Source organism: Pseudomonas glycinae (assembly GCF_001594225.2).
Lineage (GTDB): Bacteria > Pseudomonadota > Gammaproteobacteria > Pseudomonadales > Pseudomonadaceae > Aquipseudomonas > Aquipseudomonas glycinae.
This window is the reverse complement of record NZ_CP014205.2, coordinates 3670952-3686383: the sequence shown is the minus strand read 5'-3', so window position 1 is coordinate 3686383 and position 15432 is coordinate 3670952. Positions and strand designations below refer to the sequence as shown.

Sequence of the window (15432 nt, the reverse complement as noted above, 5' to 3'; positions counted from 1 at the left end):
AATCTCGTCCTTAAACCGGCATCTGCATGATGTCTTGATAAGCCTGAACCAGCTTGTTGCGCACCTGGGTCAGGGCCTGGAACGACACGCTGGCCTTTTGCGAGGCAATCATCACGTCCGTCAGATCGACGCCGCTCTTGCCGATTTCGAACGCGTTGGCCAATTGGCTCGACGCCTGTTGGGTATCGTTCACTTTGTTGATGGCCTGACCGAGCATGTCGGAAAAGTTGCTGCCTGCCACTTCCGGGACAGCGGAAGTCGATTTCGGCTTCGACATGGCGTCCATTTGCATGGCCTTCATGTCCATCATCAACCGATTAAATTCAATACCTTGGCTCATGGTCTACTCTCTTGGGCGGCCCGCAATTTTTTGACACTCACTCGGCGGGTACTCAGGTGTTAGCAACAACGGTGCCAGCTCATGGGCACCGCTTTGAGAAAAGCCGTTTCAAACGTTTGCGCCACCCGTCAGGTTGCGAACAGGTAGCCTTCGACATCCATGCCCGCATCGCGCATTTGCGCCAGTTTGTACCGCAGGGTGCGCGGGCTGATGCCGAGTTTTTCCGCTGCTTCCTTGCGTCGACCGCGCTCGGTACGCAGGGTGTCGATGATCATCTGGAACTCGCGACGACGCAGGTCATCGCCCAGCGCACCGGCCGAATCCGCGTCGATTTCGACCTCTCGAATGATCGACGCGGCGGGCACCACCGCCGGCAATGGCGCAAACAGCGCAGGCCCGGAGAGACAGAAATCCTGCGGCTGGATCAACCCGCCCTGCTGCAGAATCAAGGCGCGCTGAACCGCGTTATCCAGCTCGCGCACGTTGCCCGGCCACGGATAACCGATCAGGCACGCTTGCGCCTCGGGCGAGAATTTCGCCGTCGCATGCTTCATTTTATTGACGTGTTTGGCCAACAGACGCTCGGCCAGTGGCAGGATATCGGCGGTGCGCTCGCGCAACGGACGCCATGCCAGGGGAAAAACCGACAGACGATAATAGAGGTCTTCACGGAATCGCCCCGCTGCCACTTCACCGGCCAGATCACGGTTGGTGGTGGCTACCACGCGAATATCGAGGGTGATCGGCTTGCGTGCGCCGACCCGCTCGACTTCCCGCTCCTGCAACACCCGCAGCAGCTTGGCTTGCAGACCGAGGGGCATTTCGGAAATCTCATCGAGCAGAATGGTGCCGCCGTCCGCCTGTTCGAACTTGCCGGCCTGGGCCGCGATGGCGCCGGTGAACGAGCCCTTTTCGTGACCGAACAGGGTGGCTTCGAGCATGTTGTCGGGGATCGCCGCACAGTTGATCGCAATGAACGGCTGACTGGCGCGATGGGATTGCTGGTGGATGTAGCGCGCCAGCACTTCCTTGCCGGTGCCGGACTCGCCGGAAATCAGCACGGTGGAATCACTGCGTGCAACCCGCGCCGCCAGATCCAGCAATTGAGCACTGGCCGGCTCGACCGCGACCGGGCCTTCGGCGTCGCTGGCGCCAAGGCTGCCCAAGGCGTGACGCGCTACCAGATCCAGCAGAGCCTTGGGCTCGAACGGCTTGACCAGATAATCCGCCGCGCCCTGGCGCATGGCATCGACCGCGCGTTCGACCGCGCCATGGGCGGTCATCAGCAGCACCGGCAATTGCGGTTGCCGTGCGCGCAGCAGGCCGAGCAATTGATGGCCGTCCATGCCCGGCATGTTGACGTCACTGACCACCAGACTGAACGCTTCGCGCTCGACGGCGTTCAGCGCCTCTTCGGCCGAACCCACCGCGTGATAGTCGTGACCGGCCAGCAACAGCGTATCGGCCAGCGCTTCGCGCAACGAGCGGTCATCCTCGACCAGCAGAACCTTGATGCCCATGACCTTCACTCAGCTCCCTGTACAGCAGAAAACAACGGCAGGATGACCTGCGCGCACGTACCGCGCCCGACCCGCGAACGCAGCTGCAATTCTCCCTGATGCGCACGCGCCACGGCCTTGACCACGGTCAGGCCCAGGCCGGTCCCGGTGACTTTGGTGGTGAAAAACGGCTCGCCCAGCCGCGCCAGCACCGCCGCATCAATACCGCTGCCACTGTCACTGACACACAAACGCAGGGTGTTATCGCGGGTATAGCAATGCACTTTCAGACGCACCTCACCGGCACTCGCCTGAATCGCGTTTTCAATCAGATTGAGCAGCGCGCCGACCAGCGTGTCGCGATTGCACAGCAGCTCGCCGGCATGGCTGTCGCACTGCCAGCGGATCGGCAGATCCTGCACATGGGTCAGCGCCGCGGCCTGCAGCGACTGCATCAAGGCATTCGGCGTGACACGGTCGGTCAGCGGCAGCTCACCGCGGGCGAATACCAGCATGTCGCGCACCTGATGCTCCAGCTCGTGCAGACGCTCCTTGAGGCGACCGGCAAAACGCTGCTGGGTCGCGACCGGCAGTTCCTGCTCGGTCAAATGACTGGCGTACAGCAACGCGGCGGACAACGGTGTGCGGATCTGATGCGCCAGCGACGCGACCATCCGCCCCAGGGACGACAGGCGCTCGTGACGGGCCAGCTGATCCTGCAAGTGACGGGTTTCAGTCAGGTCGTTGAGCAGCACCAACTGCCCCGGCTCGGCATCCAGCGAGCGGGTGGCAATCGACAGGCGTCGACCGTTCTTCAAGGAAATTTCGTGACCGTCGTCTTCACGGGGCGCAAAGCAACGGGCAATGACATGGCGCCACAGCTCGCCTTCCAGCGGCAGGCCGAGCAATTCGATGGCGGCAGGATTGGCCTCGCACACAATGCCGTGACCGTCGATGACGATGACGCCACCGGGCAACAGATCGAGGAGGTTTTGCAGACGGTTGGCCAAGCGTTCTTTTTCCGCCAGTTCCTGCATGCGCTGGGCGCTGACCACGGCCAGCTCGCCCTTGAGCTCGGTGACCCGGGCTTCGAGCATGCTGTAGGAGTCGGTCAACTGGCTGGACATCTGATTGAACAGGGCGAATGCCTGCTCAAGCCCCTGGCGGCTCGCCTGCTCTACGGACGGCAGTTGCCCCGAGGACTCGGGAACAGAAGACATCTGGGAGGCTTGGGGCATTGTGCTCTCTCGCTTGGCTGACCGTCAGTGAAACGGAACGTTGCGAGGGATGTAGCAATACCCGTGCCTAAAAAAAACCGCTTATAAATGAAGCATTTGAAAAACAGGCGTCAATCATCCGCCTGTTCATCACCTTCACGACGGCTCATGCCGTACTTGCGCATCTTCTCTACCAGCGTAGTGCGGCGGATGCGCAGGCGTTCGGCGGCGCGGGCCACGATGCCGTTGGCATCGTCCAGCGCCTGCTGGATCAGGCCCTGCTCCAGACCACCGAGATAATCCTTCAGATCCAGACCTTCCGGCGGCAACAGGGCGTTGGCGCTGAAATCCGGCGTATGGCCGTTGATCGCCACGCGCTCTTCCAGATCGCTGCGCAGGCTGTCGACCATTTGCTCGTCTTCGTCGTCGACGTAGCGGAATTTCTTCGGCAGCTCGACCACGCCGATCACCCCGTACGGATGCATGATCGCCATGCGCTCCACCAGGTTGGCCAGCTCGCGAACGTTGCCCGGCCAGCCGTGGCGGCACAGCGACATGATCGCGGCGGAGTTGAAGCGGATCGAACCGCGCTTCTCGTGCTCCATGCGCGAGATCAGCTCGTTCATCAGCAGCGGAATGTCTTCAACGCGCTCACGCAGCGGCGCCATCTCGATCGGGAACACGTTCAGGCGATAGTAGAGGTCTTCGCGGAAGGTGCCGATCTCGATCATGCTTTCGAGATTCTTGTGGGTCGCGGCAATGATCCGCACGTCGACGCTCTGGGTCTTGTTGCTGCCCACGCGCTCGAAGGTGCGCTCCTGCAGCACGCGCAGCAGCTTTACCTGCATCGGCAGCGGCATGTCGCCGATTTCGTCGAGGAACAGCGTACCGCCGTTGGCCAGCTCGAAGCGGCCGGCACGGCTGGTGATCGCGCCGGTGAAGGCGCCCTTCTCGTGACCGAACAGTTCGCTTTCCAGCAACTCGGCCGGGATCGCCCCGCAGTTGACTGGTACGAATGGCGCGTCACGACGCTTGGAATGGTAATGCAGGTTGCGCGCAACCACTTCCTTGCCGGTCCCGGACTCGCCGAGGATCAGCACGCTGGCATCGGTGTCGGCCACTTGCTGCATCATCTGACGCACGTGCTGGATCGCGCGACTGGTGCCGACGAGACTGCGGAAAAGGTTGGGTTCGCGATGACGGCCGCGCTCGCGGGCCTGGTCGTACATCTCGCGATAGACCTGGGCACGGTGCAGGGAGTCGAGCAGCTTGCTGTAGCTCGGCGGCATTTCGAGGGTCGAAAGTACCCGGCGGCGCTGGTCTTCGGGCAGGTCCACCGAAGAATTATCGCCCATCAGCAAAACCGGAAGGAACTCATCCCAGGTTGAGAGTGTCTTTAGCAAGCCCAAAAGCGCACCAGGAGCATTGACCGTCCCGATCAGTACGCAAATGACCTCACGACTAGACGACAAAGAGCCGACTGCCTGCTGCCAGTCATGGCTTCCGCAGGGTAAATTTTCTTCGCCAAGAAAATTTAAGATCACCGCCAGGTCGCGGCGGCGGACGCTATCGTCATCGATCAGCAGAATTTTGGTTTCACGCCACATGCAATAGCAACTTCCCTAGTCAACTCAATGCCCAAAATGAGGGGCAAGCGAGACGCTTGCAGGACACCTTGTGCCTGTAGACGCCTGAAATCTGAAAACAGCCACTAGTTAAGTCAAAAAACCGTGCACAGTCAAATTTATGGCGCACATATCTGGATTAACTGAGGGTTAATTAACCAAACAGATGGTAAACCTTTGCCGCGTTCTGCGCTTGGGTGATCTGCGACATCTCGTCGACTATCGCCTGACGCTCACCCATCGCCACTTCAAGCAGCTGCTTGTAGACATGCAGCAACTCTTCAAGGTTATCGCGCAACGCAACCTCGTCCACCGAAGCTTCACTCAAGACATCTTCCATGCAGGAACGGCAATCCAGATCCAGTTGACCGATCGCCTCCCAATTGCGCTCGGCCAGGGCTCCGACCAAGGCTGCTCGGGTTTCTTCAATTCGCTGCAAAACAAGACTCATGGTGATCTCCTCAGAACTGCGGAGCAGGCGCAGGTGCGATCGCGTCCCAGCCTTCCTTGACGGTGCTCAGCAAGCCGGCTACCTCATCAAGAATGCGCGGATCGCTGCTGATGTTCGCCTCGGCGAGACGCTTCATCATGTAGATGTAAAGACCGTCCAGATCAGCCAGCGTGTCCGCGGAATTTTCCAGATCCAGACCTTCACGCAGTCCGCTGACGATGCCGATGGCCTTGCTGATCGACGTGCACTTGGCTGGAATATCCTTGCGCTCGATCGCACCTTTGGCCTGAGCGATACGGTCCAGGCCGCCTTCCATCAGCATTTGCACCAGGCGATGAGGGCTCGCTTCAGATGTCTGAGCGTGCGCACCTACTTTCTGGTATTGCCGAAGGGCTAACATCGGATTCATGTTCTACCTCATTTGCCACAATGACTCGTATGAACAGTGTATCGCCAGCGAGTCGAAAAACTTTAGACCACAAGACAAAAACCCGGCACACGCTCGAAAGCGTAGCCGGGTTTTTGTCGCTCTTGCATGTTACTTCGCGGATTGCTGTGCGTTGAGCGAGGCGAAGAACGACGTAATACTGCTTGCCGTAGACTTCATCTGACCTACCAGCAAGTCCATGGCGTTGTATTTTGCAGTCAACGTCTTGGTCAGGTTGGCAACACGCAGATCGAGCGCCAGTTGCTGACTGGTCAGGCTCTTGGTGTTGTTGTTCAGGATGCCCATGCGCTGATCAAGCAGGCCCTTGGCGGTAGGGAGACTACCTGCAGGAGGCTTCAGATACGGATCCACAGCCTTGCTCATGCGTGCCAACAGACCGTTGGTGTCATTGGTACCAGTAAACATCTGCTGGACCTGACCGGTCATGCCCGGCGTGGACATGGCCTTGTTGAAAGCAGTCGTATCGAGCGACAGGTTGCCGGTGAGTTTGTCGGTCATCACACCCAGCTGCGACAGATAGGCCATCGGGCTCCCCGCAGCAGCGGCACCCGGAGCTGTCAGCTGCCCACGAATATCGGCAATCAACGAACGTGGCAGAGAGTCACCGGTGAAGGCCGCCTGAACGGTCAGTTTGCCATCCTCATCCGGTGTTGCCTTGGACAAAGTGTCAATGGTGCTCTTCAAGGTATTGTAGGCATCAACGAATGCCTGAACAGACGTCTGCAAGCCCTTGGTGTTGGTATCGACAGTCACCGTGACCGGCGTCCCGGGCGTCGCCGGAACAGTCAGCAGGTTCAATGTCAGACCGCTGATTGCACCGGTCACCGTGTTGCTCTTGCTGGATACCGCCAGACCGTCAATGGTCAACGAGGCATCCTGAGCGAGGCCGCCGACCGATCCGGACGCGCCCGCCGCCGGAGTAGCGCCCATCACCTGGGTGCCATCGATTTCCAGACCGGCAATACCGCTGACCGAGAGGTCGGAACCTGCACCCGTCTTGCTCGAACTGATCACCAACCGCGAAGCACCGCTACTGTCGGTGACGATGTTGGCGGAAATACCGTTGGAGCCCTGAGCCGTGTTAATGGCGTCACGAGTGCTCTGCAAGGTCGCGTTGGCCGGAATCGTGACATTGTAATCAGTGCCATTCTGACTGATTTTCAGGGTACCACTCGGAATGGCACTGGCCGCACCGCCGGCAAAGGATGCACTGGCTACTTTCGAACCGGTGGCCAGTTTACTCACGACAACACTGTAAGTACCGGAAACTGCGGTGTTATCCGAAGTCACACCCAAAACCGCAGGCGTACTCGACGTGGCGGTGTAGCCGGCAAATGCAGGATTGGTCTTGCTGCCAAGGTTCGTCATCGCCGTCTGGAAGGCGGTCAGCGCACTCTTCAGCGTACCTACACCGGAAATCTTCAGCGTGTTGGTTTTCGTCGCATTGTCGATCTGCGTCTGCTTCGGCGACTTGTCGGCGTTGACCAGCGCAGTAACGATCGCACCGATGTCCAGGCCGGAACCCAGGCCCGAACCCGGTAAAATTGGACTTGCCATGTGCATCTCCCTTGGGTTGTTGCCAGTCTTTTGACCACTACCTGCGTCTAAAGAACTTCAAACACTATTCATGCCAGCTATCAGACTTTGGCGTCGAACAACACGTGACTTGCGTTGGCGAGGCTGTCTGCCAGCTTGAGGGCTTCTGCGGAAGGGATCTGTCGTACGACCTCGCCCGTCTCGCTTGCGATCACCTTGACGATGACCTTGCCGGAATGCTCGTCGATCGAGAATTCCAGATTGCGCTTGATCGACTGAACGAACTTCTCGATCTCCTGCACCGCCAGCTTCAGCTTGGTTTCATCTGCTTCCTGGCTCTTTTTCGAGGCAGGAACCGCTTCAACGGCCTGAGGCTTGGTCTCCGACGGCTTGTCGGTGACGGTATTGGCTGGCTTGGGAGCCGGATAAGACACGTTAAGCTTGACGCTCATGTCCATGCTCATCACCTCATAACGTAAAAAGCGAGAGAGCACGCAAGCGCACTCCCCCGCTAAAACTCATTCCGAAATTACTGAAGCAGCTTCAGTACAGCGGAAGGCAGTTGGTTGGCTTGAGCCAGAACAGAGGTCGAAGCCTGTTGCAGGGTTTGCTGCTTGGTCAGGTTAGCAGTCTCTGCGGCGAAGTCGGTATCTTGTACGCGACCTTGTGCAGCAGTGGTGTTCTCGGTGATGTTCTGCAAGTTCTGGATGGTGCTGGTCAGACGGTTTTGCGAAGCACCCAGGCTGGCACGAGTTGCACCGATTGCAGCGATAGCGGCGTCGATTGCAGTGATCGCGTTGTCGATGTTCTGCGAAGCAGAACCAGCGCCAGTACCGGTGGTACCGGTCAGAACTACAGTACCGCTGCCTACGGACAGGCTGACGGCGTCGAACTTGGAGCTCAGTACCAGGTCGATGTGGTTAGCCGAACCGGTGTTTGCGCCCACTTGCAGGGTCACAGTACCAGCCGAACCGTCCAGCAGGTTTTTGCCGTTCAGGTTGGTAGCAGCCGAGATACGGGTGATCTCGTCGGACATCTGAGCGAATTCAGCGTTGGTAGCGGTCTGGTCAGCAGTGCCGTTGGTACCGTTACGTGCTTTAACAGCCAGTTCACGCATACGCTGCAGAATGTCGGTCGAAGCTTGCAGAGCGCCTTCAGCGGTCTGGGCAACGGAGATACCGTCGTTGGCGTTCTGGATTGCCTGGGTGTTACCGCGGATCTGGGAAGACATACGGTTGGAGATCTGCAGGCCAGCGGCGTCGTCTTTAGCGCTGTTGATTTTCAGGCCGGAAGACAGGCGCTGCATCGAAGTCGACAGAGCGTCGGAAGCGCGGTTCAGGTTTTTCTGAACGTTCAACGACGTGGTGTTGGTGTTTACTGTTAAAGCCATGACGAATTCCTCGTTGGTTGGGTACTGCGGCTTCCGGCCCTGGCAACCGCCGGGTATGGCCTAGAGAACCTTCGTAATAGTTATCGTCGGGTTTGCAGGTTGCTTGAGGGCTTTTTTGAAAAAATTTGCCATCACCCTGCCACCCCCTAGAAAACAAAGACTTAGCAGCACTTTACCCTCGAAAAAATGACGTCATAAAACCGTCCATGGCGCAAACCTGCGGGCCAGCGCCTTCGCCCCTCGTCAGGCGGACGATTCTTCCAGCAATCGAATCAACTCGTACTCCATGAAATCGGCAAGTCCCAACCAGTCCTGACGCTCCTGGCACTCGAGCATCTGCGTGAGCAACTGCGCCCAGGCGTGCTGCTTCTGTACACCGGCCGACTGCAATGACCGCTGCGCGCCCTCAAATACATCGACCATGGTCAACGCGGCCTCGACGTCACGTCCCAAGCGGAACAGCCCGGCACACTGGTGGCACTCGTCTACCCAGCCTTTCAGCGCAGTCATTGCACAAACTCCTGATTGAACGCTGTACCGGCAATCTGCGCCCCCGCGCGGCTGCTGTTGAAGAACGCCACCTGCGGCTGACTGGCGATGTATCGCTCCAGCACGCACAGGTAACCGCGAAAATTGAGCTGGGTACTGACACGCTGGCCATATCCGTCACGCACCCAGTGCCGCGCCTGATTCACCGACGGCCCGAGGTCACCGTCATTCCAGCCGGCATGGGTTTTGTTCATAGGGAAGGCAAAATCGGCGCCGAACAGGGTGATGCGTGCAGCGCCCATCTTCACAGCCAGGTCCACGGCCGGGTGAATCACGCTGCCACCCACATGCAGCAACGCCCTCGGGTGCTGCTCACGCAATGCCGCATAGACCGGACTGGCCGAGCAAGCGCCATAACGCTTGCCCTTCCAGGCCCTCAGCACCTCCGGGTCACTCATGGGCAGATACACCAGCGGGATGCCGTCGGATTCCTCGAAGGGCAAATGCCGGAAGCTGATGCGCTGATCGATACTCACCACATAGTCGGGCACGATCCCGTGTTCGCGCAGCGGTCGGTACGCGGTGTCGACGCAAATGAACAGCGGACGCTCCGCCCGCTCGCGAATCGCCGCCAGACGTTCGAAGTGCTGCTCAAGGGTCGGCCCGGTACCGATCACATAGATCTCCCGACCGGCACAAGTGCCGAACAACGTCGCCACATCATCGTCAGCCAGCAATACCGGCAAGCAGTCCTGCAGACGCTGTTGAATGAACGGTGACTGCGGATCGAACTCGCGGTTGTTGAAGCTCAGATGCACTTCGCTGACCAGCCGATCTCGAATCTTCGCGTTGAAGTCATCGGCCAGCAGCATCTCGGCAGGCAATGCGAAAAACGGTGTGCAGATGTCGGGCAGGTCGCTGGCGTACAGCAATTCGACTCGCGGATCCCGCAGCCACTCCCGCTGATCGAGCAGTTGCAGCACCAAGGCGAACAGTGCGCCGTTGAGGATGTGCACATATAGCCGCTCAAGCCCGGAGCGTTCCAGCAGCACCGTGGGCAAATCCCCGAGTCCGGTGCCGTAGACATGCAGTTGCGGCTTGTCTGCCGGCAGGCTGGCAGCCTGAATCTGCGCTTCGCGGACACGGTCATGCCGACTGGTGAGCTGAATGCCGCCAACGCTCAGCGTCGAGCCCAGCCCCTGCGTCAGTTCGGCCTCGATTGCCGAACTGTCTTCGTTCAGCAATCGGGCGAACAGCGCCGGCCAGCGTCGTTCGATGACTTCAGCGTTGGCCTGGAAAAACTCACTCATGACGCCTCGCGCTCCCTTCAGGCAAAAAAATAGCGTTCAAGGTTAACCCTTGAACGCTATTTTTGTATCCGCCGTTTTTAACCGATTCAAGGACGATAAATAATCGCCGAACCCCACGACAGACCGACGCCGAAACCACTGATGGCGATGCGGCTCCAGTCGGAATCCATCACGTGTTTTTCCAGCAGCAGCGGCACACTGGACGACACGGTGTTGCCGGTCTCGACCATGTCCTTGATGAACTTCTCCGGCTCGCCTTCGAAGCGCCGCGCCACGGCATCGACAATCGCCGCACTGCCCTGGTGAATGCAAAAGGCATCGATGTCATCGGCCTTCAGACCGGAATCGTCGAGCAGTTCGTGCAGATGCGCAGGCACCTTGAGCAGTGCGAAGTTGAATACTTGGCGGCCGTTCATGAAGAACACGCCATCGGTGACTTTCAGGTGCGGTGCGCCGGAACCGTCGGTGCCAAATTTGGCCTTGCCGAGTGCCCAGACCGGGTCTTCCCCCATCCAGGTCGCGGTAGCGGCATCGCCGAACAGCATGGTGGTGTTGCGGTCTTCCGGATCGACGATCTTCGAATACGGGTCGGCGGTGATCAACAGACCATTCTTCAGGCCGGCGGCTTCCATGAAGCCCTTGATCGCGTAGATGCCGTAAACGTAGCCGGAGCAACCCAAGGAAATATCGAACGCCGCGACATTGGTCGGCAGCCCGAGTTTGTCCTGGACGATGGCAGCGGTGTGCGGCAGGCCTTCTTCGTCACCGTTCTGGGTGACGACGATCAGCGCATCGATGGATTCACGTTTCAGTTCAGGGTTGTTGGCAAACAGCGCATTGGCCGCTTCAACGCACAGATCGGAGGTTTCCTGTTCCGCGTCTTTACGCGGGAGGAAGGCCGAACCGATCTTGCCGAGGATGAATTCTTCATCCTTCTCGAATTTTGCACCTTGTGCGTAATTGTCCACGCCGGCTACAGGAACGTAGCTCGCAATGCTTTTTATGCCAATCATTACGGCTTCCCAATAATAAACAGCCCAATACCACCGCTCGCAAGGATTCGAGGGGCGCCGACAAACAGAAAACGGCCGCCACAACGGGCAGCCACGGGGAGCGCAAAGGGCTACCACTGGGACCGAAAAACGGGCCAGGCGCCATCTCCCCGGTCATTACAATACAGTGAAGATGCGCGTTATGACTCGCAGGTCACGCTATTTTGCCGAATCGGTGGCAGATTGGCTCATTCGACCAATGACCAGTCCAGCGGCGTACCGCGCTTGATCGGCTGGCGCGCACGGCGCCCGAGGACGGCTTCGGTGTGCTTGGGCGGCAGACCGAGACCGGGACGAATGGCACGCACATTGGCCGCCGTGAAGGGCTCACCGGCCGCCATATCGGCCGTGACGTACAGCGACCGGCGGTAAACCAGCGATTTTTGCTCAGCCTCGGTGACGCCGTAATGCACCTGGCCCATGGCCTGCCAGGCGCGCTCGGTTTCGACCACCAGACTGGCCAGTTCCGCCGGTTCCAGCGAAAAACTGGCGTCAACCCCGCCGGCCGCACGGTCGAGGGTGAAGTGTTTTTCCACCACCGTCGCACCGAGCGCCACCGCCGCCACCGACACGCCGACGCCCATCGAATGGTCTGACAGCCCGACCTCACAACCGAACAACTCACGCAGATGCGGGATCGTGCGCACGTTGCTATTGGTCGGGGTCGCCGGGTAGGTGCTGGTGCACTTGAGCAGCACCAGATCCTTGCATCCCGCCTCACGGGCGGCGCGCACGGTTTCGTCGAGTTCGGCGAGGCTGGCCATGCCGGTGGAAATGATCAGCGGTTTGCCAGTCGCTGCGACACGGCGGATCACCGGCAGATCGGTGTTCTCGAAACTGGCGATCTTGTAGGCCGGCACATCGAGGCTTTCGAGAAAGTCCACGGCGCTGTCATCGAACGGCGTCGAAAACGCGAGCATGCCCAGCTCTTTGGCCCGGGCGAAGATCGGCGCATGCCATTCCCAGGGTGTGTGGGCCTTTTCATATAGGTCATAGAGCGAGGTGCCCGCCCACAGACTGTTCGGATCCTTGATGAAGAACTCGCCCTCCGCCAGATCCAGGGTCATGGTTTCGGCGGTGTAGGTTTGCAGCTTCAAGGCATGGGCACCGGCCTTTGCCGCCGCTTCGACAATCTGCAAGGCGACGTCCAGCGACTGGTTATGGTTGCCGCTCATTTCCGCGATGATGAACGGCGGTGCATCGGCACCGATCCGGCGGTTGCCGATCTTGAAACTGCTCATTGACGGGATTCCTTCAAAACCTTGGTGAACGCGCAGGCACTCTGGGTGAACCCGGCGTCACGAAAAACATTCATCGAGGGTCGATTGGCCGGCAACACCTGGGCGGTGATGGCGGTCATCTGCGGCCAGTGTGCAGCCACAAAGGCTTCACCCTGCGCCAGCAGTGCCCGGCCCCAACCCAGGCCAAAACGCCCCTCGAACAGATACAGCGAAACCTCTGCCTCAAAGCCGCGCAAATCGTAGCGTAGGACGCCGACCGGGCCGTCATCCGCCTCGGCCACCAGCAGCAACCGCTGAGGATTGCGCAGGCTCGCGCCCAGCCAGTTCACATGTTGCGTCCAGTCAATCGTCCCGCTGTCCAGCGACCAGCGGCGCACCACCTCGGCATTGCGTCCGTCGAACAGCAACTGCGCATCCTCCGGCGTCGCCAGGCGCAACTTGAGCACCGCGCCGGCCAGTGCCGCCGCTACCCGCAGCGCACCGCGTCCGTCGACCAGTTGCCGCGAACGCTCGGCCAGGCTCTGGCGCAGATAAAAATTGCCCACGACAAAGCCGATGGCATCGCGCAGCTGCTCGACGCTGACCTGCTCCCGCGCGCCCATGAACACATGCGCCCCGGCCGCCGCCATCACCTCACCGTTGGCCTGCTGGTTGTTCGACACCGCAATGCAGATCGTCGGCAGGCCCAAGGCCGCGCGCTCCCAACTGGTGCCGCCGCCGGCGCCGATAAACAGGTCGGCCTCGGTCATGCGTCGATGAAAATCGCTGACGAAACTGTGCAGACGCCAGTGCGGCCGCGTTTCGGCCAGTGCCTGCATCTCTGCCCAGGCCGGGTTGTCGGCGCCGGCGACAAAATCCACTTCAAGCGCCGAAAAATCCGCCAGCGCCAGCATCGCGTGATGAGTCTGGCGTGCCGCATCGAAGCCGCCAAAATTCACCAGCACCCGGCGCGCCACCGGTTTGATCTCGATGGCCGGGCCACTGAATTCTTCACGCAGCATGGCGAAGCGCGGGCCGAGCAGTGTTCGGCAACCGGCCGGCAGCAGCGGTTGATAATTTTCGCTGAGCCCGGAGAGGTTCTGATTGAGCAACAGGTCCACGCTGTAGCGGCGGGTCGCCAGATCATCGACGGCGGCGATCCGTGGTGCGAAGCGACGAGCTGCGGTCTGCCAGTGATGATCGAGGCCGTAATGATCGGCGATGACCCAGTCAAATCCGGGCTGCCCTTCCAGCTGCGTCGCCAGTGCATCGATATCCGCTTGCCACGGCAGCATCGACTCGATGGCCTGCTCCGGGTCTTCACCGGCATAGCGATCCGGCAACGCGAAGGTCTCGAAGCCTTCGCTTTGCAACGCATCAAGCCGATGCCCCGGCAAACGACGACAGGCGAACGCAACGTGACTGCCTTGCGTGCGCAATACCCGCGCCAGCGTCAGGCACCGGGCGATGTGGCCGCTGCCGATGGTCGGCGAGGCGTCGGCGCGGATCAGCACTCTCATTGCAGTTCTCCACCAGCCTTGAGGGCGGCGTAAAGGTACTCGGCGCGCTTCCAGTCTTCGTCGGTATCGATGTCCTGCACCAGATGGCGTGGCAGGATCACCGGCAGACTGGCCGGCGAATACAACACCTCGCCACCCAGCCAGGCCTCACTACGGCCCCAATAGAACTGGCCGGCATCCTGAAAGGCAGCCGGCAGATCCTGCGAACGGGTATTGCGAAATTCGGGGTACAACGCCGTCAGTGCGCCCTGCCCGTCCAGGGTCAAGGCGCGCTGCACCGGAAAGCCGAAATCGGTGACCGAAAAAGCAAAGGACTTGTCCGGATGCTGAGCCAGCAATTCAAAGCCCTGACGCAGAAACCGCGCCTGCAGCAGCGGCGCCGTGGCATACACACAGCAGGCGTAATCGAAGGCCGGCAGTTGCTGCAAGGCATGCACGATGACCGCCGCAGTGCCGGTGAAATCATCGGCCAGTTCCGCCGGACGCATGAACGGCACGTGAGCACCGTTGGCTCGCGCCACGTCGGCGATCTCTGCGTCGTCGGTGCTGACCACCACCTGCTCGAACAACCCTGAATCGAGGGCCGTACGAATCGAACGGACAATCATCGGCACACCGTCGAACGGCGCAAGATTCTTGCGCGGGATGCGTTTGCTGCCCCCGCGGGCCGGGATGATTGCGACGTTGTTCAAGGACGTTTTTCCAAAAGGAACCAGGTGATGTCGTCCACCGGAAATTGCGGATCGCGGTGATAACCGAAGCCGTAATCCAGCAGTTGCAGATCAGGATAACGATCAAGCATTTCACCGGCGAAATCACGTTTGAACAGCTTGCCGCTGTTGCCGCGATAGGACACTTCCACCGGCGAGGGATTGTAATACTCGGCGATCAGGATGTAGCGCGAACTCAGCTCGTACAACTGCGCATAAGCGGTCGGCAACAGCTCCGGCGCCAGATGGATCAGCACGCCTTTGCTCAGGGTCAGGTCGTATTGGCGCTCACGGGGAAAGTCGAACAGCGAACCGTGCCAGATGTTCGCAATCTCCAGCGCACGCGCCTGAGCGCAGGCACTGGCATTGATCTCGACCCCGAACAGCTCGCAACGCGGCAGCAACTGACGCAGCGCCTGCAAGTTGTTGCCGGCATTGGTGCCCAGCTCCAGCAGGCTGTCGATCCGCCCGGTCCGGGTCAGCGCCTTGGCGAACAACGCCAGATTGGTCGCCACCAGTGGCTGACCGATATTGCGATCCACGTACTGGTTACCGAATTCGCCCTGCCAGAATTGTTCCTGCTCGCTCAGATCACGCATCACCGTTTTCCGTTCACCGCCGCGGC

Annotated in this window: 16 protein-coding genes; all 16 read right to left on the bottom strand. The window is 60.0% G+C overall.

Annotated elements, in window-relative coordinates; all coding sequences use genetic code 11:
• Positions 1-10: 10 nt before the first annotated feature.
• Positions 11-340 (bottom strand): flagellar hook-basal body complex protein FliE, encoded by a 330-nt coding sequence (fliE, locus tag AWU82_RS16765; protein WP_011333048.1) that lies wholly within the window; start codon positions 338-340, stop codon positions 11-13.
• Positions 341-468: 128 nt separating this feature from the next.
• Complete coding sequence (locus tag AWU82_RS16760) at positions 469-1860, bottom strand: sigma-54-dependent transcriptional regulator (RefSeq protein WP_064384021.1); 1392 nt, start codon at positions 1858-1860, stop codon at positions 469-471.
• A 5-nt stretch (positions 1861-1865) separates the two neighbouring features.
• Positions 1866-3077, bottom strand: coding sequence for a sensor histidine kinase (locus AWU82_RS16755; protein ID WP_011333046.1), 1212 nt, complete (start codon positions 3075-3077; stop codon positions 1866-1868).
• Positions 3078-3187: 110 nt separating this feature from the next.
• Positions 3188-4663, bottom strand: a complete 1476-nt coding sequence (locus AWU82_RS16750) for a sigma-54 dependent transcriptional regulator (protein WP_039765583.1) — start codon at positions 4661-4663, stop codon at positions 3188-3190.
• Positions 4664-4835: 172 nt separating this feature from the next.
• Entirely contained in the window at positions 4836-5132 is a 297-nt protein-coding gene (gene fliT / locus AWU82_RS16745; RefSeq protein ID WP_007958300.1) for a flagellar protein FliT, read from the bottom strand.
• Between the two features lie 10 nt (positions 5133-5142).
• The gene (gene fliS / locus AWU82_RS16740; RefSeq protein ID WP_007958302.1) at positions 5143-5541 is read right to left on the bottom strand and encodes a flagellar export chaperone FliS; all 399 of its coding nucleotides are present in this window, start codon (positions 5539-5541) and stop codon (positions 5143-5145) included.
• Between the two features lie 129 nt (positions 5542-5670).
• Positions 5671-7137 carry a flagellar filament capping protein FliD gene (gene fliD / locus AWU82_RS16735; protein WP_064378616.1) on the bottom strand — a complete coding sequence of 489 codons (1467 nt, stop codon included), beginning with the start codon at positions 7135-7137 and terminating at the stop codon, positions 5671-5673.
• Between the two features lie 80 nt (positions 7138-7217).
• Positions 7218-7574 (bottom strand): flagellar protein FlaG, encoded by a 357-nt coding sequence (locus AWU82_RS16730; protein WP_064378615.1) that lies wholly within the window; start codon positions 7572-7574, stop codon positions 7218-7220.
• Positions 7575-7645: 71 nt separating this feature from the next.
• On the bottom strand, positions 7646-8506 hold the full coding sequence (locus tag AWU82_RS16725) for a flagellin domain-containing protein (RefSeq protein WP_007958307.1): 861 nt from the start codon (positions 8504-8506) through the stop codon (positions 7646-7648).
• Between the two features lie 243 nt (positions 8507-8749).
• Positions 8750-9016 carry a hypothetical protein gene (locus AWU82_RS16720; RefSeq protein ID WP_064378614.1) on the bottom strand — a complete coding sequence of 89 codons (267 nt, stop codon included), beginning with the start codon at positions 9014-9016 and terminating at the stop codon, positions 8750-8752.
• The gene (locus AWU82_RS16715) at positions 9013-10305 is read right to left on the bottom strand and encodes a motility associated factor glycosyltransferase family protein (protein WP_064378613.1); all 1293 of its coding nucleotides are present in this window, start codon (positions 10303-10305) and stop codon (positions 9013-9015) included. The genes AWU82_RS16720 and AWU82_RS16715 overlap by 4 nt, the downstream gene beginning before the upstream one ends.
• An 86-nt stretch (positions 10306-10391) precedes the next feature.
• Positions 10392-11318 carry a ketoacyl-ACP synthase III gene (locus tag AWU82_RS16710; protein WP_007958310.1) on the bottom strand — a complete coding sequence of 309 codons (927 nt, stop codon included), beginning with the start codon at positions 11316-11318 and terminating at the stop codon, positions 10392-10394.
• Positions 11319-11545: 227 nt separating this feature from the next.
• Positions 11546-12598, bottom strand: coding sequence for a pseudaminic acid synthase (gene pseI / locus AWU82_RS16705; RefSeq protein ID WP_064378612.1), 1053 nt, complete (start codon positions 12596-12598; stop codon positions 11546-11548).
• Positions 12595-14097 (bottom strand): UDP-2,4-diacetamido-2,4,6-trideoxy-beta-L-altropyranose hydrolase, encoded by a 1503-nt coding sequence (pseG, locus tag AWU82_RS16700; protein ID WP_064378611.1) that lies wholly within the window; start codon positions 14095-14097, stop codon positions 12595-12597. Before pseG ends, pseI begins: the two co-directional genes overlap by 4 nt.
• A complete protein-coding gene (gene pseF, locus AWU82_RS16695; protein WP_064378610.1) occupies positions 14094-14789 on the bottom strand; it encodes a pseudaminic acid cytidylyltransferase in 696 nt (231 codons plus the stop codon). Before pseF ends, pseG begins: the two co-directional genes overlap by 4 nt.
• Positions 14786-15406, bottom strand: a complete 621-nt coding sequence (locus AWU82_RS16690; RefSeq protein ID WP_064378609.1) for a pseudaminic acid biosynthesis-associated methylase — start codon at positions 15404-15406, stop codon at positions 14786-14788. Before AWU82_RS16690 ends, pseF begins: the two co-directional genes overlap by 4 nt.
• Positions 15407-15432 lie beyond the last annotated feature (26 nt).